This window comes from Belliella buryatensis (genome assembly GCF_900188245.1).
GTDB lineage: Bacteria > Bacteroidota > Bacteroidia > Cytophagales > Cyclobacteriaceae > Belliella > Belliella buryatensis.
In genome coordinates, this window is record NZ_FZOK01000001.1 from 100,950 (window position 1) to 123,622 (window position 22,673).

The 22,673-nt window shown below is 35.7% G+C and carries 18 protein-coding genes; 9 read left to right on the forward strand and 9 right to left on the reverse strand.

Translation table 11 applies throughout. The annotated features are described in order from the left end of the window. Positions 1-48: 48 nt before the first annotated feature. Positions 49-531 (reverse strand): Lrp/AsnC family transcriptional regulator, encoded by a 483-nt coding sequence (locus CHB66_RS00455; protein WP_076502638.1) that lies wholly within the window; start codon positions 529-531, stop codon positions 49-51. 211 nt (positions 532-742) lie between these two features. Further along, complete coding sequence (locus tag CHB66_RS00460) at positions 743-1,939, reverse strand: tol-pal system protein YbgF (protein ID WP_089236862.1); 1,197 nt, start codon at positions 1,937-1,939, stop codon at positions 743-745. A 79-nt stretch (positions 1,940-2,018) separates the two neighbouring features. On the opposite strand from CHB66_RS00460, the gene CHB66_RS00465 reads away from it, so the two are divergent. Both CHB66_RS00465 and CHB66_RS00470 read left to right on the forward strand, forming a co-directional pair. After that, positions 2,019-2,666, forward strand: coding sequence for a sulfate ABC transporter permease (locus tag CHB66_RS00465; RefSeq protein WP_089237419.1), 648 nt, complete (start codon positions 2,019-2,021; stop codon positions 2,664-2,666). Between the two features lie 92 nt (positions 2,667-2,758). Continuing rightward, positions 2,759-4,786 (forward strand): M3 family metallopeptidase, encoded by a 2,028-nt coding sequence (locus CHB66_RS00470; RefSeq protein WP_089236865.1) that lies wholly within the window; start codon positions 2,759-2,761, stop codon positions 4,784-4,786. A gap of 410 nt (positions 4,787-5,196) precedes the next feature. On the opposite strand, the gene CHB66_RS00475 is transcribed toward CHB66_RS00470, so the two are convergent. After that, a complete protein-coding gene (locus CHB66_RS00475) occupies positions 5,197-6,210 on the reverse strand; it encodes a cation diffusion facilitator family transporter (RefSeq protein ID WP_089236867.1) in 1,014 nt (337 codons plus the stop codon). Positions 6,211-6,325: 115 nt separating this feature from the next. Here CHB66_RS00475 and CHB66_RS00480 point away from each other — a divergent pair, with 115 nt between their 5' ends. After that, positions 6,326-7,414: an AI-2E family transporter gene (locus CHB66_RS00480; protein ID WP_089236869.1), complete on the forward strand. Its 1,089-nt coding sequence runs from the start codon at positions 6,326-6,328 to the stop codon at positions 7,412-7,414. After that, on the forward strand, positions 7,383-8,339 hold the full coding sequence (locus CHB66_RS00485) for a tetratricopeptide repeat protein (RefSeq protein WP_089236871.1): 957 nt from the start codon (positions 7,383-7,385) through the stop codon (positions 8,337-8,339). The genes CHB66_RS00480 and CHB66_RS00485 overlap by 32 nt, the downstream gene beginning before the upstream one ends. Here the strand turns inward: CHB66_RS00485 and CHB66_RS00490 are convergent. From CHB66_RS00490 to CHB66_RS17070, 5 genes are all read right to left on the reverse strand, one after another. Next, positions 8,327-11,236: a PAS domain-containing hybrid sensor histidine kinase/response regulator gene (locus CHB66_RS00490; RefSeq protein WP_245812631.1), complete on the reverse strand. Its 2,910-nt coding sequence runs from the start codon at positions 11,234-11,236 to the stop codon at positions 8,327-8,329. The two genes, CHB66_RS00485 and CHB66_RS00490, sit on opposite strands and share 13 nt — an antisense overlap. 205 nt (positions 11,237-11,441) lie before the next feature. Further along, complete coding sequence (locus tag CHB66_RS00495; RefSeq protein ID WP_245812632.1) at positions 11,442-12,671, reverse strand: porin; 1,230 nt, start codon at positions 12,669-12,671, stop codon at positions 11,442-11,444. Positions 12,672-12,779: 108 nt separating this feature from the next. After that, positions 12,780-15,041, reverse strand: a complete 2,262-nt coding sequence (locus CHB66_RS00500) for an aconitate hydratase (RefSeq protein WP_089236875.1) — start codon at positions 15,039-15,041, stop codon at positions 12,780-12,782. Between the two features lie 128 nt (positions 15,042-15,169). Next, positions 15,170-15,808, reverse strand: coding sequence for a TIGR00366 family protein (locus CHB66_RS17065; protein WP_212668424.1), 639 nt, complete (start codon positions 15,806-15,808; stop codon positions 15,170-15,172). A 77-nt stretch (positions 15,809-15,885) separates the two neighbouring features. Then, on the reverse strand, positions 15,886-16,464 hold the full coding sequence (locus CHB66_RS17070; RefSeq protein ID WP_212668425.1) for a TIGR00366 family protein: 579 nt from the start codon (positions 16,462-16,464) through the stop codon (positions 15,886-15,888). Between the two features lie 122 nt (positions 16,465-16,586). On the opposite strand from CHB66_RS17070, the gene CHB66_RS00510 reads away from it, so the two are divergent. Next, positions 16,587-18,347 (forward strand): sensor histidine kinase, encoded by a 1,761-nt coding sequence (locus CHB66_RS00510; RefSeq protein WP_089236877.1) that lies wholly within the window; start codon positions 16,587-16,589, stop codon positions 18,345-18,347. Here CHB66_RS00510 and CHB66_RS00515 read toward each other — a convergent pair whose 3' ends face one another. Continuing rightward, positions 18,348-19,364, reverse strand: coding sequence for an acyl-CoA reductase (locus tag CHB66_RS00515; protein WP_089236879.1), 1,017 nt, complete (start codon positions 19,362-19,364; stop codon positions 18,348-18,350). Between the two features lie 142 nt (positions 19,365-19,506). On the opposite strand from CHB66_RS00515, the gene CHB66_RS00520 reads away from it, so the two are divergent. The 4 genes from CHB66_RS00520 (at position 19,507) to ychF (ending at position 22,661) form a co-directional block, all read left to right on the forward strand. Next, the gene (locus CHB66_RS00520) at positions 19,507-19,854 is read left to right on the forward strand and encodes a 4Fe-4S dicluster domain-containing protein (protein ID WP_089236881.1); all 348 of its coding nucleotides are present in this window, start codon (positions 19,507-19,509) and stop codon (positions 19,852-19,854) included. 172 nt (positions 19,855-20,026) lie between these two features. Beyond that, a complete protein-coding gene (locus CHB66_RS00525; protein ID WP_076502626.1) occupies positions 20,027-20,350 on the forward strand; it encodes a DUF3276 family protein in 324 nt (107 codons plus the stop codon). A 120-nt stretch (positions 20,351-20,470) separates the two neighbouring features. Continuing rightward, positions 20,471-21,553 carry an AI-2E family transporter gene (locus CHB66_RS00530; RefSeq protein ID WP_089236883.1) on the forward strand — a complete coding sequence of 361 codons (1,083 nt, stop codon included), beginning with the start codon at positions 20,471-20,473 and terminating at the stop codon, positions 21,551-21,553. Positions 21,554-21,563: 10 nt separating this feature from the next. Continuing rightward, a complete protein-coding gene (ychF, locus tag CHB66_RS00535) occupies positions 21,564-22,661 on the forward strand; it encodes a redox-regulated ATPase YchF (protein ID WP_089236885.1) in 1,098 nt (365 codons plus the stop codon). Positions 22,662-22,673 lie beyond the last annotated feature (12 nt).

A 22,673-nucleotide genomic window follows, 5' to 3' on the forward strand; every position in this document is an offset into this window, starting at 1 on the left:
AAGGGAGACTATCGCTAGCCTCCCAAATTGAGATAGTAAATCTTGAGATTAGGCTGGAATAGGAAGTACCTTGCTATCCTTGAAAGTTGACAAAATCACCATAGATTGCATAGAATCTACTTCTTTGATTTCACTCACTTTTTCTAACATCAATTTCTGATAAGCTGTGATGTCTTTAGCAATAATTTTTAGAATGAAGTCACCAGTACCCGTGATGTGATGACATTCAATCACCTCTTGAATATCATTAATCTCCTTCATGAAGGCATCGATATTTCCTTTGTTGTGACCGATCAAACTCACTAATACGAAAGTACTAACACCCAAACCAATTCTTTCCGGATCAAGCTTGGCATGATAACTTTTAATAATGCCCGACTGCTCTAATTTTTTTACTCTTTCCAAAGTTGGCGCTGGAGACAATCCTATATCTTTCGAAAGCTGTGCGTTGGTGATTTTAGCGTTAGCTTGAAGAATCTCTAAGATCTTTCTGTCTATTTTGTCGAATTTTACTCTTACGCTGTTATCCATAATATAAAGAATTTGCAAAATTTTATGTGGCACAAAGTTAATATAATTTGAAATTATTTTAAAGACAATCTCAACAAAAAACGACCGCTGATACAAAATATTGTTATTTCTTAACCTATTTTGATAGAATAAATCGATTGATTTTTATTAAGTAATTGAAAATATTCAAATTATCTCCTGAATCTACCTTCTCTACTACGCAATAGTTTGATTAAAGTTTATTCTTTTTGATATAATCTCTAGCCTCCTTGTGAGCCGGATGTTTTCGCTTGGCATATTTCTTTACTTTATTGAAATATTCTTTAGCTTTTTTCTTGTCTTTATCTTCATTAGCCATTTTACCTAACGCGATTAAAGAATAAAGGTAATATCCACTTTCTTGACTCTCTGACTCCTCTCCATATGAAAGAGTTTTTAAATAATATTTCTTCGCTTCAGACTTATTCCCAGTTCTTTCGTTGTATTGAGCAATATAAAATGCTGCATATCTACCCGCATTCGATTCATACCCTGTCCATCCTTCTTCTATCCTTCTAAGAATGTCCAAAGACATATCCTTTGCCTCAGCAATCCTACCTACAGCATATAGGTGACGTGCATGAGACCGATGGAAATATGGGTTATTTGGGAACTTGTTGTGCAGGTAGTCAGTAATAGCTAATGCTTTATTAGGTTGCTTCTCTTCTGATGCATATAATCTAAAAAGAAAATATTGAGCTTCAACCCTTGCATAAAAAGCATTTTGAGCCACATCTTCAAGCTGCTTGAGACCGAGATCTTTATTCCCCTTTGGGAAAAATGCAACCACCGGCTTTAAAAGCGGATAATTCTCTGGAATCCAAACTGAGAAATAATTAAATAGTGCATCTCCAAGCAGTAGCTCAGGATTCAATTCATCATCTCCTTTGCTAAGGTTGAGGTATTTCATGGCATTTTTCCCAGCAAATGTTGCTTTGGTCCAGCTTCTCCTTTCACTGTAAAGTCTACCCTGAAAGCCATAAGCACCTGATAAGAAAAAAGCAGCTTCCTTATTTGTAGGATCCTTTTTGTAAAGCTTTTCTGCTTTTTCTATAGTTTTATCCATTTGTTTGATGAATACATCATCATAGCGCTTATTTTCTAAATCAACAGCAATCTTCCACCAAGTACTCAAGCCCATCAAGAAATAAGACAAAGGGTGGTCAGGATATTGGTATTCCATCACTCTAAAACCCCTCTCGGCTGTTGCAAAATCAAAATTATAGAGACTATTGACTGCATCTGTGATTCTAAACTGTAGACCTTTATCTAGCAATAAATAAGCTGGCCCAGTCGGCTCAAAATTATCCATAGTCAGTTCTTCCTGCCCCAATACAATGTGCACTGAAGCAAACACCATGAATATTGATATAAATAATTTTAATTTCATTCCTCGTAATTTTCTTGACGCAAAACTATCAGGTATTCAAAACAAAAAATTACTTTTAACCAAATTTAATTTTTGTTTAATGAGCAAACCCGATACCCAAATTTCACAACGAATTATCTCTGCGATTAATTTCGACAAAAGAATATTTTTTATCCTACTGTCGTTGTTGTTTATTCTTGTCAGGTTCGTCATCAATGACATTATTCTCGAAACCATCCCAGGACACGAGGAGCTCAGCAAAGATGGTTCTCTCACCTTTTTTCATATTTTCAACGGCTTGAATTACATTTGGACACCTTTCTCAATTCTTTGGAAAGTAACTGTTATCAGTTTTTTTATTTGGACTGGATCCTTTGGCTTGGGTTACAAGATCAGCTACTTAGATTTATGGAAGTTTGTGCTAGTTGCAGAGGCGATTTTCTTGCTTCCTGAACTTATTACTATGCTAGTTTTTCTAAACGCAGGCCAAGGAATTCAGTTTGAGCAAATCAAACAATATTTCCCACTTTCTATTGCTTCATTGGTCGATCTTTCAATTATTTCAAGCAAGTACCATTATCCACTCAAAAATCTCAACCTTTTTGAAATTTTCTATTCAATATTTTTGGTTTTGGGTGTGCACACGTACAGTAAAAGAAATCTTAAAGAATCAGCTTTGATTGTAATTGTTGGTTATTTGCTTCCATTTTTAAGCTGGTTAACATTTTATGTATTAGCATACAGGTAAGTAGCTCCCCCAAAGGAAAGTCTTAGAAGATATTTTTAACTTTGCTGCGTTAGAAGCGTTTTTAAAATACAATTACCAAAACCAATTATTATATGAATCCATTATTGGAAAATTTCAACACTCCTTTTGAAACACCTCCTTTCGACAAGATTAAAACCGAAGATTTTCTTCCAGCAATCAAAGCAGCAATTACTTTAGCTAAAACAGATATTCAGAAGATCAAATCAGAACCGATTCCAGACTTTGAAAACACCATTGTTGCCCTAGATCATGCGGGCGATAGGTTGGGTTTGATTTCCTCTATTTTTTTTAATCTCAATTCAGCTGAAACGAATGATGAAATTCAAGCACTAGCTAGGGAAATTTCTCCATTACTCACAGCTCACAGTAATGATATTTTGTTGGATGCTGATCTTTTTGAGCAAATCAAGCAAGTCTATTCGCAGAAGAATCAACTCGCCCTTTCTGAAGAACAAAATACACTCTTAGAAAAAACCTACAAGGGGTTTGTCCGAAACGGTGCTAACCTTAAAGAAGATCAAAAAGAAAATCTCAGAAAAATAGATCAAGAATTATCCCAGCTAGGCTTAAAATTCGGGGAAAATGTTCTAGCAGAGACCAATAAATACAGCTTGGTAGTTGATGATGAATCACAGCTTTCTGGACTTCCTGACTCCATCATAGAAGCCGCTGCACAACTAGCAGATGAAAAAGAACAAAAAGGGAAATGGGTATTTACATTGGCTTTCCCTAGCTACATTCCTTTCATGACTTATGCCGATAATCGAGCATTGAGAAAAGACCTATTTATCGCCTACAATACGAAAGCTTGCAAAGACGATGAATTGGACAATAAACAATCCATCAAAGATATGCTAAAGCTTAAAAACCAAAGAGTTCAACTCCTAGGTTATGATTCTTATGCTGACTTTGTGCTAGAAGAAAGAATGGCAAAAAGCGGTACTGCTGTTTTGGATTTCCTCAACAACCTATTGGAGAAAGCGAAACCAAAAGCAATAGAAGAAGTAAAGGAGTTAGAAGATTATGCCAAATCTTTGGATGGAATAGATAGACTTGAAAAGTGGGATTTCGCCTATTACTCAGAAAAATTAAAAAAAGAAAAATACGAGGTAGATGATGAATTACTAAGACCCTATTTCAAGCTTGAGAATGTAATTAATGGTGTTTTTACCACTGCCAATAAACTTTTCGGCTTGACTTTCATAGAGAATAAAAATATTCCAGTATACCATCAAGATGTCACTGCATATGAAGTCAAAGACGAAAATGGAAATCATGTAGCAGTTTTTTACGCTGACTTTTTCCCTAGAGCAGGAAAAAGAAATGGCGCATGGATGACAAGTTATAGAGGGCAAAAAATCATTGACGGCAAAGATCAAAGACCACATGTATCCATCGTATGTAATTTCACCAAACCAACCAAAACCAAACCTTCATTACTTACCTTCAATGAGGTAACTACGCTTTTTCATGAATTTGGGCATGCACTGCATGGCATGTTGGCAAAGGGTACTTACGAGTCACTATCGGGCACAAGTGTTTATTGGGATTTCGTCGAGCTTCCTTCCCAAATTTTTGAGAATTGGTGTTACGAAAAAGCTTGTTTGGATTTATTCGCTAGTCACTACGAGACAGGGGAGACGATTCCTAGCTCCTTAATTGAAAAAATTAAAAATGCCTCCAATTTCCAACAAGGTTATCAGACCCTACGGCAAATTTCTTTTGGACTATTAGATATGGCCTATCACAGTACAAATCCAAGATTGATTAGCGATATTCACGCATTTGAACAAGCGCAAATGAAAAGAACCTCACTCCTTTCAGAAGTAGAGGGCACATTGATGAGTACTTCATTTTCCCATATCTTCCAAGGTGGGTATGCTGCTGGTTACTACAGTTACAAATGGGCCGAAATTTTGGATGCGGATGCCTTCGAACTCTTCTTAGAGAAAGGGATTTTTGATTTAGAAACAGCTAAATCCTTCAAAAAACATATACTATCTGCAGGTGGCAGCGTACATCCAAGCGTCCTTTATAAGCGATTTAGAGGAAGAGAACCTAAACCTGATGCCTTGCTCAAAAGGGCAGGATTGATTTAAAAAATAAAAAAAGGATGCACTAAAGGTGCATCCTTTTAAAACTTATTAATCCATTTGAAAAGCAATACTTTTGTTAGCAGAGCTGTTAGCTATTAGTCTTTATCTTACATCACCATAATGAACCCTATCAAGACTAACCATACTACTGACGAAATCGCTAGTAGTAGTCTGAATTGTTTATCCTCGTTCATAGCTGTTTTTTTGTTGAATATACAATAGAATCTGTTGATTTCAACAAAAGTCATCAATTTTTAATTAATATTCTAATTGACATACAATAAATTTTGTATTTGCACGTAAAAAGTCTTTTAAACAGCCTATCTATACGATAACTGACTATATATCAAAAAATTACAATTAGTACTAAACTTTAAAATTAGAGTCCTTTTTTATAAAAAACTATTGAAATTTTACAGTTTAAAATGTTTTTCATCGTCTGTTATATCATGGTAATGTTTCTGATTTTTTGACATATTATTTGCAGTCCAAATAATCCTTGTGTTCATTTCAAATTCCCTTACTGGACAAGAAATCATTTGGCAATAATGACAACATTTTTCAGGAATGCATGGATCGGAGTGAATAAAAACTTCCATGTCACCCTCAAATGATCTTTCTAATGATTCTTCCACTTTTTCAACCTCTTCATGAACTTGTCTCAATTCAAAATAATAAGGCAAAGTCAAATGAAGATCAACATGCTTATCCCCTCCATATTGCTGTACCCTCATATTATGTATATCAATCCACTCAGCCTTTCTCTCCTTATTCAAAACTTCAACCACCTGTCTGACTGCCTGAGGGTCAGCTTCATCCATCAGACCAGCTACAGACTTCCTAACCAAAAAATACCCTGAGTAAAGAATATAGAGAGAAAAAAGAATTGATAAAATGGAGTCTAATACATAAATCCTTGTAAAATAAATTATCCCTACTCCTATGATCAAAACAAAGCTGGTCAATGTATCAGTCATCAAATGCTTACCACTTGCTTCTAGCGTTAAACTATTGAGTCTTTTTCCTTCTTTCTTGAGTTTCATCCCTAAAACTCCATTGATTAAACCAGAAAATCCAACCAATGCCATACCTTCCAAGAGCATTTCCAATTCATTTGGTATGAAGAAATTGTAAATGGCCTGATAAATGATAAAGATACCAGCGAGCATAATTAATACACCTTCTATTCCCGCACTAAAAAATTCTATTTTCCCATGACCATAAGGATGGTTAGCATCCTTTGGCTGTGAGCTTAGATATATGCTGTAAGAAGCAAAACTTGCTGCCACGACATTGACTATGCTTTCCAAAGCATCAGTGAGTATAGCTGTGGAGTTTGTAATATAATAAGAATAAAACTTCACCATCAACAAGATGATGCTCACTACAAAAGAAAATTTAATCCACTTGGCTTTTTGGTTCTCCACTTTGTCAATCTCTTACTTTGGGCTTCAAAAATAGGATATATTTTATTGAAAACTCCCGAATAATTACAATATTGAAAATAATAATTTCTATCTAAAACCAGCAATTTTTAAGATTATGGAAAATAACCAATTGATTTTACCAGGATATATCAAAGCACTGTTAGTGATTCTACTAACAACTGCAATTATCTTTATTTTAGTAATAGGTAAAAGCATTTTAATTCCACTTTTTTTGGGTGGATTTATTTCAATTTTATTAACTCCTATTGGAAATTGGTTGGAGTCAAAAAAGATTTCTAGAATGTTCAGTGCCCTAATATCTTTGATTTCAGGTCTTTTAATTATATGTGGTATTTTGGCTTTTGTGATTTTACAGGTAGCCAGCTTTAGCCGAGATTTGGAAAATGTAGGTGAAAGGCTAAATCGGTATTTGAGTGATTTTGATTCTTGGGTATTGGACAATTTTAATATTGAAACAGGCGTAGGTCAAGGAATCGACCAAGGTCATTTGATAGACTTATTACAATCCAATAGTTCTAGTTTGGCTGAATTTATTCTCAATACTATAGGCTCTTTGTCTGGAATCATTCTTCTACCTGTATTTATATTCTTTTTCCTAATTTACAGGGATCATCTCACAGATTTCTTAGTACATCTTTTCAAGGAAAGTAAGCAAGAGAATATAAAAAGTGAAATTAGAGAACTTAGGAAGGTAGTACAAAAATATATTATCGGAATCCTCAAAGTGATGGCGATTTTAGCGGTAATGAATACAGCAGTATTATTTGGTCTTGGGATCAAACATGCCATATTTTTTGCTGTGTTTGCAGCTATTTTAAATATCATTCCTTATTTAGGACCATTTTTAGGAGCAATCTTACCTACTATTTTTGCTTTCCTCACTAAGGACAGCCTCTTCTACCCCTTAGGAGTAGTAGTATCTTTCTTAGTCATTCAGCTTATTGAAAGTAACTTTTTGACACCAAAGATTGTTGGCAATAATGTAAACTTGAATGCCTTCATTACCTTTATAGGCTTATTGGTAGGTGCTTCTATTTGGGGAGTAATCGGAATGGTTATGATCATTCCTACACTTGCTGTATTGAGAAAAATATTTGAACTCAGTGAATCAACCAAGCCTTTTGCTTTGTTACTCGGAGAAGAAAACAATCATGAAAACGACAATATTGAGTCAGAAAGTTAGTTTTATTATCATTTTATCAGCCCTGATAATTTCTTTTTCCTCTTGTGATTCTGCCGAGGATAAAAAAGGTAGATTTTTCCTTAAAGGAAATGAAAAATTAAAAGAAAATGACCTAAAAGGAGCTTCTGAGTTTTATTCAGAAGCTTTAAAAATTGATCCTGATTTTGCAGATGCCCTACTCAACAGAGGTATTATTTATGAAAGACTGAATAACCTAGATGCCGCTATTGCTGATTACACTAAAATTTTGGCTAATGGTTCACTTATAGATACCACTGTATATTTTCAAAGAGGACTTGCTTATCTTGACAATGGAGAGTACTATAAAGCCCTAAGTGATGCTCAGCAATTAGAGAAATTAAACTCCAACAGCTGGAAGACTTATTTTTTGATGGGTTTGGTTCATGAAAAACTCAAGGACAACAGTGCTGCATTAGAAGCTTTTCAAAAAGGACTTAACCTCAACCCTAATAATCCCGACTTAGTCGTCAACATGGCAACCATCCTTTATTATCAAAAAAGCTATGATCAGGCTATCTCGTTATTAGAAAAAGCAGAAACGGTAAATGAAAAAGAACCTAATATTTATAATTTAAGGTCAATGATTGCCTTTGATTTACAAGAATACCAAAAAGCACATGAATGGGTTTCTAAAGCCATTCAATTAAACCCCCGTGAATCCTATTATTATAACAATAGAGGACTATATGCATTATTCTTAGGTGATATGGAAAAAGGAATAGAAGATATTAACTTCAGCATCAAACAAAATCCAAAAAATGCTTATGCTTGGAGAAATAAAGGGATCTATTACTACATGATGGACGACAAAACGTCTGCTCTTAAATACCTTAGTGATGCTTTGAGCTTTGATCCTGGAATGGATCTAGCTCAAGAATACTTCAAAAAAGCTCAAGACTTATAATTAGTGGCCGCAAGTACTTCCTTGATACGCTTCAGTAATTCTGCTGCATCAATTGGCTTTGCCACGAATCCATCAAACCCACTTTTTTCAATATTTTCCATCACCTCTAATTTAGCTGCAGCAGTAAGTGCTATCACAGGAACTTTGGAAAAAGATTTTATTTTTTCGGTAGCTTCAAAACCATTCATGACTGGCATTTGGATATCCATCAGGACTATGTCAAAATCCCCTTTCTCTACAGCCTCTACTGCTTCTTGTCCATTGACAACTCGTTCAAAATGGAATCCCCATTTTTTAATTATCTTACCAAGTACCAATGAATTTACGTCATTGTCCTCTGCCATTAAAATTTTCAAAGAAGTCAAATCTAATGCTTGACTTACTGGTTGCTTGACACCGTTATCGATAGGATCAGGTAATTTATCAAACTCCACTTCAAAGTAGAAAGTAGACCCAACACCAACCTCTGACTCAACTTGAATCGTACTACCCATTCGATCTAGAAGTTTTTTGGTAATGGATAACCCTAATCCTGTTCCTCCATATTTCTTGCTGAAAGAATGCTGAATCTGATCAAAGTCTTGGAAAATTCTTTCTTGGTGCTCTTTGGCTATTCCTATTCCTGTATCTTTAACTTCAAAATAAACCTTTGCCTTGCTACTATCGATAGACTTCGTCTTGACTGTCACATCAACTTTACCCTTTTTGGTAAACTTCAGTGCATTGGTGATCAAGTTATTCATCACTTGAGCTAAACGAACTTTATCACCAAGTACTCTTATTTTTGCTGAGTCCTCCAAATACAAATTAAGTTTATTTTGACTATCACTTGCATGGAATTCTAAGCCATTGATCACCTGCTGTATTACATCCTGAAGCCCCATTGGATTCATCTCAAGATTCAATTTACCAGCTTCAATCTTTTGAAAATCAAGTAAGTCATTGATCATGATGATTAAGTTATCTACTGCAAAGTTGATAGTATTCAAGGCTGACTCTTGAGTAGACGTATGCTCATCTTGTAAAAGTGAATAAACTGAACCAGAAATGGCATTGAGCGGTGTTCTCAATTCATGGCTAATCATGGATAAAAACTCAGATTTGATTTTATTAGCCTTCTCTGCGGTTTCACGTGCATTTTTAAGTGTCTCTTCAAAGACTTTTTGCTCTGTGATATCTGCTAGGTATCCATACCAGACTACATCGTCATTTTCTAAATGCTCAGGCTTAGCAGCACCCATCACCCACTTATAGGCATTAGTATCAGAGTCTTTTACTCTAAATTGACAATTCCAAGAAGAAAGTCTTTTGGCAGAAGCCACGGAGCTCATCAAAACTTGCGCAATATCTTCAGGGTGAATCTTAGAAATCACCAATCCGATATCATTCATGCTTGATATATCCTTTTCTCCCAGATCGAGTAGCGTTTTGATACCTGGACTTAAGTACGAGAATTTCATCTCTCCTTCCTTATCCAAAACAAACTGATACAACGCTCCAGGCACTTGCTCTGTTAGATGCAACAAAAAGTCAGAAGAATCCTGAAGAGATTTCTCTAATTGAATTCTCTCAGTAATATCTCTAGAGAAGGAGATAACGTACTCCTCACCTTGAATCTTAATCAAATTACAACTAACTTCTACAGGATACTCTTTACCTTCTTTGTGATTTAATACACTTCTATATCTTAATGTTTTATCAACCTTGAGTGAATCGAGGTGATTATTCCACGCTTCCTCAGAACCGAACTTTTGATCAAATTGGAAAACACTGTGATCAGTGGAATTATCTTCAAAAACGCCTAGACGTTTATTTGCTTCTTGGTTGATGAAAATTATCTTACCAGCTGTGTCTGAAATCAATATTGCCTCTGGGGACAAATCAAAGAGTTCTTTGAATAAACCTAACTCATCTACTAGTTGTCTTTCTTCTGATACATCCTGAAAAGTCCCAAATACCCGCCTAACTTCTCCATTTTCAATCTTGGCTCTTCCATGAGTTCTTACCCACTTTTCATTTCCTTTGAATGATTTGATTTTAAGTGTCAAGTCATATTCTTTACCTGTTTTGATACATTCATCTATCGCAGTTTTGATGACAGGCTGAAATGCTGGTAAATAAAAGCCTAAAGCATTATTGAGCTCAAAGCTTTCCTTAATATCTTCTAATTCATGGATTGCATAGACTTCATCACTCCAATAAACAGAGTTTCCTTCCAAATTCAATTCCCAAACACCAACTTTAGCAACCTCTTCACCTAGTTTGAATAATTCATTCTGCTTAGCAAAATTCCTTTTAGCAATTTCAGATTCTGTAACATCCCTACCAATAGCATAAAACTTCCCCTCTTTGAATTGAACCTGCCAATCAATCGACCTATACTCGCCCGATTTGTGCAACATCCTGGAGATGAATTGGGATGTAGAAATTCCTTTTTTCACCTCCAAAAGGTGTGATTGAACAATATCTAAATCATCAATATGGAAATATTGACATAAATCCATATTGATTACCTCTTCTGGTGTATACCCTAATAATGGCTTGATTGACTCGCTTACCCAAGTGAGAAAATTCTCTTGGCCAATGGCTATCAGGTCAATTGAGTTTCTGAAAAATTGTTGAGCTTCAGCTTTTGGAGGCAGCCCTATACCTTTTACTTCTTTACCTTTATAGAATAGAAAATAATTAGAACCATTCTCCTGAGGCAACTCAAGTTGAAATGAATATTCTTTATCCTGAAAACTGATTAATAGCTCTTCTTTAAAAATATAAGCGTTGATGTCTAAGCCTAAACCTACCAAATTCTTTTCATTCAAATTTTGGCCAATTAGCTTGTCAAATAAAACATTACTGTAAAAAATATTATAAGGGAATGTATCATCTGCGAGAAATACCATCTCGGATGATTCATATATTATCTTTTTAAAAGTACTATTTATTCCCCTTTCCTTCATAGATTCAAATCAGAAAAAGATTAGGTACTCTGTGTGGATGACTAATTGAGATTCCCTAAACTTCTCTGATGCGTAAACATACAACAAATTGTTTTTCACAACAAATATTTTGTTTTTAAAATAATAAAAATTGTCTTTTGGACTATTCTCAAATCCCAAATTCTACCTGAAACATTCCAGTCCAAGAATTCCCTGCATTTTCTAACTGGTATAGACCTTCTAGCCATCTGTAGCCAATATTTGCTTGAACTTTAATCCTGTGCCCATTTAAATAATGTGTATACCCTATTAAAGTTTCATCCACCCTATTTTGCAAGCCTTCTATAGCTTCATTAGGAATAACATAAGCATACCGCAATGCAAGTTCTGATTTTTTTGAAATCATCCGAGAAAGATGCGTATTCACTCCATGTCCTACAACCACAAAACGAATATCACCAGCATCATTCCGAGTAATCGGATCCCTGCTTGATCTACTCATATATTCAGACATCACCCCCCATCCTTGATATTTAAACATCGCATCTACTATCAAACTATTTAAAGTACGAGACCCAAAAAGTTCTGGTCCTAATTGTCCTCCAGTTCTTACCGCCTTTTGATTTTCTGACAATGTAATTCCAATAGATAGTTTTGGTTTTATTTCAAATTCTAAATCTCCCTCTGAATAATCTCCACTATTTTTGAAAAGACCAAATGGCAAAGCTTCAAGCCTACCTGTGAATGAAAGTCCATTGTTAATAGCAGATGCATTCCTTCCATCTCCTGAAGAAATAGCTCCTTTCAAAAGAAATATTGCCGTACTTTTAGTTCTTAAGGTATAATATCCAAAAATCCCAAAATCCCTATCCAACGTAAAAAGACTATTTGCAATAGACCGATCAGCAAACTGTAAGTTTCCAGAACTGATCACACGCTCTCTATTCCCTGGTAACTTTGATTGCCCAAAACCAATATAAAAGTTATCATTAACTGTATAATACAAAATAGCATCTCTAATTGGCTGTGCAATATCCCCTGTCTCTAAGTCCAAATCTGCTTTAGAAAATGCAAGTTGTATATAGTATTGAAACTTTGGACTTAAAACATAGCCGTCTAATCTAAGCCTGAGTCGTCGAACACGCATTTCAAACTGCTCTATTCCAAGATTGCTACCGGAATAAATAGAATTGAAACCCGCTCTATTCTGCATTCTAAATCTCAGATTCATCAAGAACAAGGAATCCTTTGAAAATTTGATTCCCTCGTCCACATTCAAGAGTGCTCTTTCATCAGACTCCACTGTTTGCGCATGAACATTTCCCGAATTGATAAAAATCAGACCTAAGACTACAATCAAGGTGATCATAAAAATCCTAGATTTTATAGTAAAAGGCATATCTTGAAAATTTGAAATTTTATCAAAATTAAAACTAATAATCAAATAAAAAAGCTGTGATGAATCACAGCTATTTTACCAATATAGTTTAAACTTTTGAAATTAATATTATACTCCTGCTTTGATCAAGTTCAAGGCCGAACCAGCTTTAAACCACTCAATTTGACCTGCATTGTAGGTATGATTCACTCTGATTTCATCCTTGCTTCCATCGGCATGGTTCAAGACCACTGTCAATTGTACACCTGGAGCAAACGACTCAAGACCTACGATATCAATGCTGTCATCTTCTTGTATTAATTCATAATCAGCAGGATTAGCAAAAGTCAAAGCCAACATGCCTTGCTTTTTCAAGTTAGTTTCGTGAATCCTAGCAAATGATTTTACCAAAATAGCTCTTACGCCTAAGAATCTTGGCTCCATAGCCGCATGCTCTCTTGAAGAACCTTCACCATAATTTTCATCACCTACCACAATCGATCCAACACCGTGGAGCTTGTATTGACGCTGAACTGCTGGAACTTCTGCATATTCACCTGACAGTTGATTCTTCACTTTATTGGTCTCTTCATTGTAGAAGTTGACTGCACCAATGAGCATGTTGTTAGAAATATTGTCCAAATGACCTCTAAATCTTAACCATGGTCCTGCCATTGAAATATGATCAGTAGTACATTTTCCTTTGGCTTTGATCAAAAGCTTCAAACCCTTCAAGTCGGTACCTTCCCAAGGCTGGAATGGTTCAAGCAATTGAAGTCTCTCAGATTTAGGGTCTACAATAACCTCAACTGAAGAGCCATCTTCAGCTGGAGCCTGGTAGCCTGCATCTTCTACTGCGAATCCTTTTGTCGGGAGTTCAAGACCTCTAGGCTCTTCGAGCTTCACTTGTTGACCTTCTTCATTGGTCAAGGTATCAGTCATGGGGTTGAAGGTCAAATCACCTGCTATAGCCAATGCTGTAACAATCTCGGGAGATGCTACAAAAGAGTGTGTATTTGGATTTCCATCGGCTCTTTTTGCAAAGTTTCTATTAAAAGATGTGATGATCGAGTTTTTCTCTTGCTTCTCAGCACCATGTCTTGCCCACTGACCGATACATGGACCACAAGCATTCGCAAGTACCACACCACCCATTTTATCAAATACATTCAAGAATCCATCTCTTTCTACTGTAAATCTTACCTGTTCAGAACCCGGAGTGATTGTATATTCAGACTTGGCAAGCAATTTCTTGTCTACGGCTTGCTGTGCCAAAGATGCAGCTCTTGAAATATCTTCATATGAAGAGTTAGTACATGAACCGATCAAGCCAACTTCCAACTTTGCAGGCCAACCATTTTCTTTAACAGCGGCAGCAAATTTTGATAATGGCCAAGCTAAATCTGGAGTGAATGGTCCATTGATGTGTGGCTCTAATTCCGAAAGATTGATTTCGATTACTTGATCAAAATATTGCTCAGGATTTGCATAAACTTCTGAATCAGCATTAAGATGTTCTTTGATCTGATCTGCCATATCGGCAATATCAGATCTATCTGTTCCTCTTAGGTAAGCCGCGGATTTTTCATCATATCCAAAAATAGAGGTAGTCGCACCAATCTCAGCTCCCATGTTACAGATAGTACCTTTGCCAGTAGCAGACAGAGAATTAGCACCCTCTCCAAAATATTCAACTACTGCACCAGTTCCACCTTTTACGGTAAGTATACCTGCTACTTTTAGGATCACATCTTTAGCAGAAGTCCAACCAGAAAGTTTTCCAGTAAGCTTCACTCCGATTAATTTAGGAAATTTCAGTTCCCAAGGCAAACCAGCCATTACATCACATGCATCAGCACCACCTACACCAATAGCAATCATTCCTAGACCGCCGGCATTTGGTGTATGTGAATCTGTACCGATCATCATTCCACCTGGAAAAGCATAGTTTTCTAAAACTACTTGGTGAATAATTCCCGCACCTGGTTTCCAAAACCCTATTCCATATTTATTAGATACAGAAGCTAGGAAATCATAAACCTCTCTATTTTTATCTTTTGCCTTTGTCAAATCAGCCACAGCACCTACCTCAGCTTGAATCAAGTGATCACAGTGAACTGTAGATGGAACAGCCACTTGATCTCTACCAGCTTGCATAAACTGTAACAATGCCATCTGAGCTGTAGCATCTTGCATAGCTACTCTATCTGGCTTGAAATCAACATAAGAAACACCTCTTTCATATGCTGCTTTTGCTTCACCTTCTGAAAGGTGAGCATATAATATTTTTTCTGTCAATGTAAGTGGTCTACCTGTTGCTTTTCTCGCAGCAGCTATCCTTGTCGGATATTTATCATAGACCGCCTTGATCATTTCTATATCAAATGCCATTGGAAATGTATGGTTTAGAGTGTTGAAAAGGTTTATTTAAATCGACCGCAAAGATAAAAAAATAGGCTTAAAAGAGAAGTAAAATGGCAATTGTGTTGGTAATTTATATAGACTCTAAAAATGTACTTTTAAATACTAAAGAAATAGATTCCAATGGCAAAAACTAACATAGCCAAACAAAAAAAGTATATGGTAAATTTTAATATTTTCTTAGCCGAAACTCCAGTAATAGCCAAAAGTGGTAGAGCCCAAAATGATTGTAACATATTACTTACTTGATCCCCATAAGCAAATACCATCACCATTTTTGCTGGATTCAATCCAAGTATCATGGCCGCATCCATAATTATGGGACCTTGTATAGCCCATTGACCTCCACCAGATGGCACAAAGAAATTAACTAAAGCCGCACTCAGAAATGTAAAAACAGGAAAAGTATTTACCGTCGAAAAACTTACGATCTTCTCTGAAATCATTACTAGCAATCCAGAATATTTCATCATTCCCAATATTCCTGCGTAGAAAGGGAACTGCAACAATATCTCTACTGCGCCACTAATTGCAATTGTGATGGCTTTTATGTATGCTGCTAAACTTTTGAAAGCCAGCATCCCTAGTCCCATGAGGGTGAAATTAACATAATTAAGATCTATAAATGAAAATGAGTCTTTGTTCATCACAATATCTGAAATTGATAAGCCAATAATCAATAACCCTAGGATCAAGCCCAACTTATCTTCACCTATCATGGGTATATTACTTTTCAACTCCAAAGGATATTCTTCGTCAGTAGATTTTATTTTAGATAGTATAATCAAAACAATAACAACACCGACAAAAAGAATTAAATTGATACCAATATAAAATTCGAAAACAAGGTCTCATTGACACCAATTACTCCGATTTTGGCTTCGAGGAAATGTTGCTTCTCAGCTACTTTGAGTGGAGCTGATCCAGAAAGTCCTCCATGCCAAATTAACATACCCAAATAACCCGAAGCTGCAACTAGAGGATAATTAATCCTAACTCCAGATTTCAGTGCACGTAGTGCGACCTGTCTAGCTAACACTGCTCCTAATATCAATCCAAAACCCCAGTTGATATAGCCAGCAACCATCGCTATCAGGGCTGTCATAAGTACTGCTTGTGTATTATTTCTCACACCCGACGCTATCCAATCCAAAAATCTACCTACTGGTGTAGATATGGCTAAGGCATGCCCAAAAATCAAAATCAAAACCATTTGCAACGTAAATTCTAAAAGTTCCCAAAATCCAATTTGCCAAAATTTCAAAACATCAAAACTGTACATGAATATCCCACGTTCTTGTGGATTGGTCAAAAAAGTCGCAAACAAGAATATTATGAAGCTTAAAAGTAGTGCTAAAACAAAAGTAGGCGACAGGGTATAAGACCGGTTCATTTTCGATTTGCTGTATTTGATATTCAAAGTAAAAGGAATTTTTTTCTGGGTATATGCTACTTGATTGTTTTTTCAATTAATTTAGATGAAATTTTATAATTGCCTAAGACCACAATAAATTAATGCAACTTGATTTCAATATTTTTTCCTTGACTTTACTGATTTCTGGGCTCTTGGTAGCAATCTTGTCCTCGGTAATCATCTATCGTCTCAATGATTATGTGAGGTGGTTTGCAATCACGATGCTTTCTGTAGCATTATGGTCAATTGCATATGGATTCGAACTCGCTAGTATCCGATTGGAAGACATGCTATTTTGGATCAAAATTGAGTATTTGGGGATAGCTTTTGCTCCTGGTTTATGGCTTTGGTTTTGCATCAAATATGTGGGTTTAGAAAGATGGAGAAATACCAACACGCTGATTTTGGTGTTTTTTATTCCCATTATGACTTACTCAATTGTATTAACTAACCACCTTCACCAATTACACTACGCAGCAGTAGAGTTAGTCAATACAGGCCCATTTCCTTTGCTGAAAATTACCATAGGACCTTGGTATTATGTGCATACGACTTTCTTTTATGTAGCATTATTGTTTGGAAATATTTTACTTTTTCTGAGATTCAAAAATACAGACCCAGTTTTCAAAAAGCAGACTTACACAATAATAGCAGGAGGAGTCTTTCCATGGCTTGTTAACTTATTTTACTTACTCGGATATAGGCCTTTTGAACACATAGACTTAACACCCTATTCCTTTTTACTTCTATATATAATCATCGGTGTTGGCTTACTCAAATTTGATCTATTCGATATCAAGCCTATCGCGAGAGCCAAGGTAATCCAGGCCATGAGTACAGGAGTTTTGGTCATTGATCCGAGAAATCGAATTATTGACTTCAATACTCAAGTACTAGATATCATGAATCAAAATAAAATCAAATTGGTCGGAAAAACGGTAACAGAATTATTCAATACAAACTCGCAAATTCTTGAAACTATTGAACTACGTCAAAATCAAACTTTGGAGTTAAAATTAGATTTTGGGAAAGGTGCTAGGGTTTACAAAATAGATATCATTCCACTGTTAGACAACAAAAGTATATTCAGTGGTACTCTGATACAGTTTGATGATATTTCTGAAGAAAAAGAGACTAGTGCACAACTTATCAAACAAGCAGAAGAACTTAAAAAGCTCAATGAACTCAAGGATAAGCTTTTTTCAATTATCTCTCACGATCTCAAAGGTCCTATTTTGGGGGTTAGAGATTTGGTAAAATTAACTTCTAACGGCATTGTCAGTAAAGACGAATTCTTTGAAATTCTACCCGAAGTGTCTAAAAATATGGATTCAGTCTCTTTGCTTTTAGAGAACCTTCTAGCTTGGACTAGTTCCCAACTCAGAGGAGAATATATAGAAAAAAGTCAATTTGATGTTGCTCAACTATTGAAACAGGAGCAAGTTCTTTTCGATAGTTTCGCGAAGGAAAAAAATATAAAAATACAGCTTGATATTCAAGATCAACTCTTTGCTAATGCTGACAAAAATATGATTGATCTAGTAGTTAGAAACTTGCTTAGCAATGCATTGAAGTTTTCTCAAGCAGGTGATACAGTTGTAGTGAAAGCTTCTCAAATTGGAAATGAAATATCTATTAAAGTAAAAGATACAGGAACTGGGATTTCTAAAGAGAATCTCGAAAAACTTGAAAAAGGAGAAAGCTTTACAACTTCGGGAAGAAGAAATGAAACAGGAACTGGTTTGGGCTTAATTTTAGTACGAGACTACATTCAGAAAAATGATGGTAAATTTAGTATTAGGAGCAAAGAAAATTTAGGGAGCGAATTTGAGTTTACGCTCCCTATTTATTCAAACACTTGATTATTTTAACCCTAATAAAAACTGAATTGTATCTACTCCATCAGCATAATCATCCAACTTTGGGCATTGAGCCTGACCAAAAGGGATGCTGTTTTCAAACCATGCATCACTGCTAAGCACACATTGAATATTATCTTTTAATTTGTTGAAGTGGTTTTGTAGCGTAGCTAAATCTTCATAAAGTTCAAAATAAACCACGGAAATTGGGGAAACCAAGTCTTGACTTTCTTTTAAGATCAAAAATCCGTTGTCCAAATGATCTTCGCCATTAATCAGGTAAATGGATTTATTGTAATCATAATTGTTAATGTATTTATGATTACTAGATAAAATATGAAAACCTTCCATTGCGTCCAGCATCGATTGTAAGATCTGCTTATTTGGAATAAAAAGTTTGGATACATTTCTACATCCTAAGCCAAAATACTGAAAAATATCATTACCCAACCGAACAAAATCTGCTGCTGTTTCATCTCCTTTTAATACTGCTACAGATGTTCGGTTTTTTCTGATAATGCTTGGATACTTCCCAAAATAATAATTAAAATACCTAGCTGAATTATTACTCCCAGTTGCTATATAAGCGTCCTTAGCCTTTAGCATTTCTTCAAAACTGATCAAATCATTAAATCTTTCATCAATATGAATTAGCTCATTGACCAACCATTTTATCAAAACCGTATCGGCTGAGCTCAACTTGACAGCTGCTTTATGACCAGTAATCAACACCGCTAATAAATCATGAAAACCAACGGCTGGTATATTACCAGCCATTAAGACACCAATCTCTTTAGTCATCAATTTTGAATCTATATTGTATTGATCCGTCCAAGTTTCTAAAGCTGCTCTTTCTAAGAATAACTCTAGACCATTTAGAGCTAGCTTGGTATGGTCCGGTGTAAACCAGCTATTGTTGTTTTCCACTCGCCAAGCTAAGCTCTCAAACTTTTCATTACTTAGATTTTTGATTATTTCGCCTAATTGCACAAAGGCATCTATTCTTTCTGATAGTGTCATTTTTTGAAATTTCTGCTACAAAGTTACCTAAATTAAAAAACCTTAGCTAGATTGAATATAAATTAATTAGCATGACAACATTTTTTTGGTGCATATGTTAATTGCTTATTAATTTTGAATCGAATTTAAAATTGACTGAAAAATGGCGATAATGATAACGGATGAATGCATTAACTGCGGTGCATGCGAACCAGAATGTCCGAATACGGCGATATATGAAGGTGGGATCGAATGGACTTGGGCTGGTGGGACCAATCTTAAGGAAGTGACATTACCCGATGGTACCATAGTAGATGCTTCTGAGAAGCAAGAACCTGTCTCTGACGAGTTTTATTACATTGTCACTGAGAAATGTACAGAATGTACAGGATTTCACGAGGAGCCACAGTGTGCAGCTGTATGTCCAGTAGATTGCTGTGTGGATGACCCGGACCACAGAGAATCCGAAGAAGAATTGCTTGCAAAGAAAATTTTCATGCATGGCGAATAATTAAAGGGGCAAGAGCCCCTTTAATTATTTAAACACGTAAATCATGCGTTCGACAAAGTTATTCGACTTCATATTTAAAAAAAACTGTTTGACTGCTTGAATTTCTATCACGAATTGATTTATCTTGTCTCCCGATTTAATTGCTTAAAACAACAACATTAAACTTAGGGCTGTGGAAGACAACAGAGGAAATGACAGAGAAGAGATCTTCTCTAAGAGAGTGAAGGCAGGTAAAAGAACTTACTTCTTCGATGTAAAATCAACAAGATCAAATGATTACTACTTAACCATCACCGAAAGTAAAAGAAGAGTCAATGGAGACTCCTTCTCTTTTGAAAAGCATAAAATTTTCCTTTACAAAGAAGACTTTGGGAAGTTTTTAGAAGCTTTACAAAATACAGTTGAGCATGTGAAAACTGACTTAATGCCGGAAGTTGACTTTTCACAGTTTGACGAGGAAGAGTCTGAGTATGATGACGAATTAAGATGGGATTGATTTCCATCTCTGATAATATCCTAAAAAGAGAAAGAAACAAGAATAGACAGATTTTGTCTATATTAGGTTAGTTATATGACTTTACCAGCGTTGTTTCTTTCTCTTTTTTTATAAGACTTTATGAAAAAGGTAATCGTTTACGTTTCCATATTTACCATCCTTTTTTTTATAGTAGGGTGGTACTTTTCAAATATTGCCTTCTACATACTAATATCAGTCATCATTGCCGCAGTATTAAGACCACTAACCAATAGAATAAGCTCAATCCATCTACTTGGAAGGCACATTCCGAGATGGTTTTCGATTTTGGTTTCCTTCACAGTTGTCATCACATTTTTAATCATAGTGGGACTACTATTCATCCCCCTGATTTCTACACAGATTCAAATTATCGCGACATACGATTTGGATTTTCTTTACGAACAAATCCAAAACCCCGCTGGAAAAGTTGAGGATGTATTGATCAAATATAGACTTATTGACAGCGAACCAGGATTCTTGATCACGCAAGTAAGGGAAAACTTAATCTCCAGCTTCAATATCATTAACATCCAAGGCTTTGTAAACACTGTTTTAAGTACCACAAGTACTTTACTAGTCGGTACGATGGCAGTAGCTTTCATTACTTTTTTCTTACTTCTTGAAAATGGCCTTTTAAGAAGAAATATAATCAATCTAGTCCCTAATGCATATTTTGAGCTTTATGTATCTACATTCAATAAGGTAGAAAAATTACTTTCTAATTACCTGATTGGTCTTTTGATTCAAATGTCAGCAATATTTTCCATAGCTTCCATTGGATTGACTATTTTAGGTATTGAATATGCTTTGACCATTGCCTTTTTTGCAGCGGTAGCAAATCTAATCCCCTATGCTGGTCCTTTACTTGGAGCTACCTTTGGAGTTTTGGTGGGATTGACTACGGGAAGTTTTGGAGAGAGTAGTGAGATTCCTTTTTTCATCATCAAGATTCTTTCAGTATTCTCAGTAGTACAATTGACCGACAATTTGGTCTTGCAACCCTTGATATTTTCTAAATCTGTAAAAGCGCATCCACTTGAAATTTTTGTTGTTATCTTTGCGGGTGCAAAAATCGCAGGTATCCCTGGGATGATATTTGCCATCCCAGTTTATACTGTATTTAGAGTTTCTATTTTAGAGTTTTACAGGGGATATAAAGAGTATAAAATATTCAAATTATAAAAGATAACTAATGGCTTTACAGTGTGGCATCGTTGGCCTACCCAACGTTGGAAAATCTACTTTATTTAATGCTTTATCAAGTGCAAAGGCTGAGGCTGCAAACTTCCCTTTTTGCACCATCGAACCAAATGTGGGTGTAGTGACTGTACCTGACAGAAGGTTGCAAGTGCTAGAAAATTTGGTCAGCCCTCAGCGAGTAATGCCTACTGTAATAGAATTTGTAGATATTGCAGGGTTGGTGAAAGGTGCAAGCAAAGGCGAAGGTCTAGGAAACAAATTCTTAGCTAATATCCGTGAGGTAGATGCTATCATTCATGTTATTAGATGCTTCAATGATGACAACATTGTCCATGTAGCTGGTGGAGTAGATCCTGTGTTTGACAAAGAGGTGATTGACACGGAGCTTCAACTAAAAGATCTAGAATCTGTAGAGAAAAAGATTCAAAGACTGGAAAAAATAGCTAAATCAGGTGATGCTAAGGCTAGAAAGGAATTAGAGACCCTAAATAGATTCAAGCAGGCATTGACAGATGGTAAAAATGCTAGAGCAGTAGAGGTTGAAAAAGAAGATTTGGAAGCTGTCAGAGATTTACACCTTTTGACAATCAAGCCAGTTTTATATGTGGCCAATGTTGACGAAGGAAGTATTCAGTCAGGCAATGAATTTGTCAGTCAATTAAGAGAGAAAGTTAGAGAAGAAAATGCGGAAGTTATCATACTATGTGCTGCATTGGAGGCTCAAATTGCAGAATTTGAGGACGCTGATGAAAAAGCAATGTTCCTTTCTGAATATGGCCTAGAAGAAAGTGGTTTGAATAGGCTGATAGCAGCTGCTTATGCTTTGTTGGATTTAATTACATATTTCACCGCAGGTGTTCAAGAAGTAAGAGCTTGGACCATCAAGAAAGGCTGGAAAGCTCCACAAGCCGCTGGTGTTATTCATACTGATTTTGAAAGAGGTTTTATTAAAGCAGAAGTGATCAAACTATCAGAGTATGAAAAGTACAAAACTGAAGCTGCGTGCCGTGAAAATGGTAAAATTGCAATAGAAGGTAAAGAATATGTAGTCCAAGACGGTGATATTATGCATTTTAGATTCAATGTTTAATGAAACTTTGAA

Bases quoted from the DNA above. Each gene is read 5' to 3' on its own strand.
- CHB66_RS00470 (WP_089236865.1), top strand. From the start codon at position 2,759: ATGAATCCATTATTGGAAAATTTCAACACTCCTTTTGAAACACCTCCT.
- CHB66_RS00515 (WP_089236879.1), bottom strand. From the start codon at position 19,364: ATGACACTATCAGAAAGAATAGATGCCTTTGTGCAATTAGGCGAAATA.
- CHB66_RS00530 (WP_089236883.1), top strand. From the start codon at position 20,471: ATGAAAAAGGTAATCGTTTACGTTTCCATATTTACCATCCTTTTTTTT.
- ychF (WP_089236885.1), top strand. From the start codon at position 21,564: ATGGCTTTACAGTGTGGCATCGTTGGCCTACCCAACGTTGGAAAATCT.
- CHB66_RS00465 (WP_089237419.1), top strand. From the start codon at position 2,019: ATGAGCAAACCCGATACCCAAATTTCACAACGAATTATCTCTGCGATT.
- CHB66_RS00455 (WP_076502638.1), bottom strand. From the start codon at position 531: ATGGATAACAGCGTAAGAGTAAAATTCGACAAAATAGACAGAAAGATC.
- CHB66_RS00460 (WP_089236862.1), bottom strand. From the start codon at position 1,939: ATGAAATTAAAATTATTTATATCAATATTCATGGTGTTTGCTTCAGTG.
- CHB66_RS00500 (WP_089236875.1), bottom strand. From the start codon at position 15,041: ATGGCATTTGATATAGAAATGATCAAGGCGGTCTATGATAAATATCCG.
- CHB66_RS00520 (WP_089236881.1), top strand. From the start codon at position 19,507: ATGGCGATAATGATAACGGATGAATGCATTAACTGCGGTGCATGCGAA.
- CHB66_RS17070 (WP_212668425.1), bottom strand. From the start codon at position 16,464: ATGAACCGGTCTTATACCCTGTCGCCTACTTTTGTTTTAGCACTACTT.
- CHB66_RS00510 (WP_089236877.1), top strand. From the start codon at position 16,587: ATGCAACTTGATTTCAATATTTTTTCCTTGACTTTACTGATTTCTGGG.
- CHB66_RS00480 (WP_089236869.1), top strand. From the start codon at position 6,326: ATGGAAAATAACCAATTGATTTTACCAGGATATATCAAAGCACTGTTA.
- CHB66_RS00485 (WP_089236871.1), top strand. From the start codon at position 7,383: ATGAAAACGACAATATTGAGTCAGAAAGTTAGTTTTATTATCATTTTA.
- CHB66_RS00490 (WP_245812631.1), bottom strand. From the start codon at position 11,236: ATGGTATTTCTCGCAGATGATACATTCCCTTATAATATTTTTTACAGT.
- CHB66_RS00495 (WP_245812632.1), bottom strand. From the start codon at position 12,671: ATGCCTTTTACTATAAAATCTAGGATTTTTATGATCACCTTGATTGTA.